Genomic DNA, 2,170 nt, shown 5'->3' on the forward strand with positions numbered 1-2,170 from the left:
AAATGGTGCCCAGAAGAGGAGTATGCCGAGGTGGGTGATCAAGGTCGGCGGGCCGGGTTAGATTTTGTCCTGCCTTTTCAATGGCGGGAGGGCTCGAAGGTTCGAGTCCCAGAAGAACACCCGAACCGTAAGGCTCCTTCGATGCCTCGCCCCCGCAGCCATTGAGCCGGTTTCGCGACGTGTTGCTACCAGCCATTCACGCCACTACCGCCATAGGTGATGCCAACTCCATAATGGTCCGCCTGCCGCGCAGCATGCAGTAGGGCTTCGGCGTAGCTGTTGAAGCCTTCGTCATCGATCAACTCACCATGCGGTTGGTTGTCATCGCGGATGATAAGAACCTCCCATACCTTTCGAACAACTACTGTTATGTTTTGCTGGGGCATTTTATATAAATCCATGGCATCATTGCCTTGGAGCCATTCTACCAAAGCGGCAGGTCGGCCCGCATTATTGAAGTGGCGCTGCCGGAGATGCCAAGATCATGGGCGAGCATGACGAACGGTGCGACGATCATGCCGACGAACCCTGCCCGATCTGCCGAGGTGAAGAACTCGACCCGGACTTCCTCGCGTGTATCGAGCAGGCGGGCGCGCAGCCGGGAATGGCGATGACCTTCGACGAGGCGATAGAGTGGCTTCGCGTTGGTTGATCAGGCGGCGAGCGCCATCTGCTGCTTCACCCGATGGACGGTCGCGACACCGACCTTCAACTTCTTGGCAGTAGCGTTGATGCTGACGCCCTTGGTGAGGGAGCGCTTGATACGCTCAACCTTCTCGGCGTCGAGGGGCGGTCGGCCAGACCGTTTCGTGGATCGAGCCAACCCGGCCTTGATCCGTGAGATGATCATCTCACGCTCGAAGTCCGCGAACACCGACAGCATACCGAACATGGCGCGTCCGCTGGGCGTGCTGGTGTCGAGCGCCTGCTGGTGGAGATACAGGTCCACCCCCTTGGCGTTGATCTCGGTGAGGAAGGTGACGAGGTTCTGGAGGGAGCGTCCGAGCCGGTCCACCGCCCAGCTTGCCACCATGTCGATCTCACGCCGCGCCACGGCCTTCATCAGCGCATCGTAGCCGGGGCGCTTATCGCGTCCCTTCGACCCGCTGATACCGTGGTCGGTGAACTCGGCGACGACTTCCCAGCCAAGTCGTTCGGCGACGGCCATGAGTTCTCGACGCTGGTTCTCGGTGGTCTGGCTGTCCTGTGAGACGCGGGTGTAGAGGGCGATGCGCTTGGTCATTCCAGAATGACTCGCTTCAGTTCTGGAACGGGTCAAGCAGTTCATTTAGTTCGATTATCTCCCGTTCGCGTGAGAGCCTTCGACCTTCATCACCATGGAGGCGAGTATGGCGCGAACGACGATCCGGGATCAGCGTGGTTTCATCATCGGGCATATCGAGGACATGACGCAGGGGCGGCAGCGGGCCTTCAACTTCGCGGGACGCATCCTCGGCACCTACGACCCCACCACCGGCAAGACGGTCGATGACACCTTCCGCATCGTCGGCACCGGGAATCAGTTGATGGGGCTCATCGAACGAGCGCGGTGATGTTGCTGGAGGTCGAGCAGGAACTTCACGCCCGCTTGATCTTCCGCACCGATCTGATCTCGCCACCGACCCGCTGCACCACGACGACCTCCTTGGGGCCTTCCCGGTAGCGCTTGCGAGCCTCATTCTCGGCCTGCCGTTCAGCCTTCGACAGCTTTGGCCTCTTCTTGGGCTTCCCAACCTTGGCCCTCGCCTCGTCGCGCAGCCGCTTCTTGTTGAGATGGCAATCGATCTCGATGGCTTGGGTGAGTTTGGGACGCTTCTCCCCACTCACCGGCAAGCCGTGGTAGCCGAACCTAATCGCCACCCCACCGCCATCGCCCTTGCTCATCGTCCGGTCTCCCAGCGACATCATCGTCCGTGCCGCATAGGAATCAACTGGTTCTCGAACGGGTAAAATCGACATCGCGGATCAACGGGAAATCAGGGCTTTCGGAAGGTCAGAATCGCGAGGGTTTTTGGAATGCATCTGGGCGGAACGCTCGTCGGTCCCTCCCATTGTATCGCATGGCTTTAAGACCGTGACGGTTAGGCGTCCCAAAATGCCGAACTTCACCCGCGTGGGACGCGGAATGTGTCTCGGCGGGTGTGCCGGTAGCGGTTGCCCTATCGAGGCG

Annotated in this window: 5 protein-coding genes; 2 read left to right on the forward strand and 3 right to left on the reverse strand. The window is 60.1% G+C overall.

What is annotated here, in order from left to right; translation table 11 throughout:
* Positions 1 to 185 precede the first annotated feature (185 nt).
* Positions 186 to 401: a hypothetical protein gene (locus L8F96_RS18480; protein WP_334657015.1), complete on the reverse strand. Its 216-nt coding sequence runs from the start codon at positions 399 to 401 to the stop codon at positions 186 to 188.
* Between the two features lie 83 nt (positions 402 to 484).
* Between L8F96_RS18480 and L8F96_RS18485 the strand changes: the two genes are divergently transcribed.
* A complete protein-coding gene (locus L8F96_RS18485) occupies positions 485 to 652 on the forward strand; it encodes a hypothetical protein (RefSeq protein ID WP_334657016.1) in 168 nt (55 codons plus the stop codon).
* Here the strand turns inward: L8F96_RS18485 and L8F96_RS18490 are convergent, their stop codons facing one another.
* On the reverse strand, positions 653 to 1,243 hold the full coding sequence (locus L8F96_RS18490) for a recombinase family protein (RefSeq protein WP_294443974.1): 591 nt from the start codon (positions 1,241 to 1,243) through the stop codon (positions 653 to 655).
* A gap of 106 nt (positions 1,244 to 1,349) precedes the next feature.
* Here L8F96_RS18490 and L8F96_RS18495 point away from each other — a divergent pair, with 106 nt between their 5' ends.
* The gene (locus L8F96_RS18495; RefSeq protein WP_334657018.1) at positions 1,350 to 1,553 is read left to right on the forward strand and encodes a hypothetical protein; all 204 of its coding nucleotides are present in this window, start codon (positions 1,350 to 1,352) and stop codon (positions 1,551 to 1,553) included.
* Positions 1,554 to 1,578: 25 nt separating this feature from the next.
* Here L8F96_RS18495 and L8F96_RS18500 read toward each other — a convergent pair whose 3' ends face one another.
* Positions 1,579 to 1,884 (reverse strand): hypothetical protein, encoded by a 306-nt coding sequence (locus tag L8F96_RS18500; RefSeq protein ID WP_334657019.1) that lies wholly within the window; start codon positions 1,882 to 1,884, stop codon positions 1,579 to 1,581.
* Positions 1,885 to 2,170 lie beyond the last annotated feature (286 nt).

It is taken from the genome of Sphingomonas panaciterrae, assembly GCF_036890205.1.
GTDB classification, from domain to species: domain Bacteria; phylum Pseudomonadota; class Alphaproteobacteria; order Sphingomonadales; family Sphingomonadaceae; genus Sphingomonas; species Sphingomonas panaciterrae.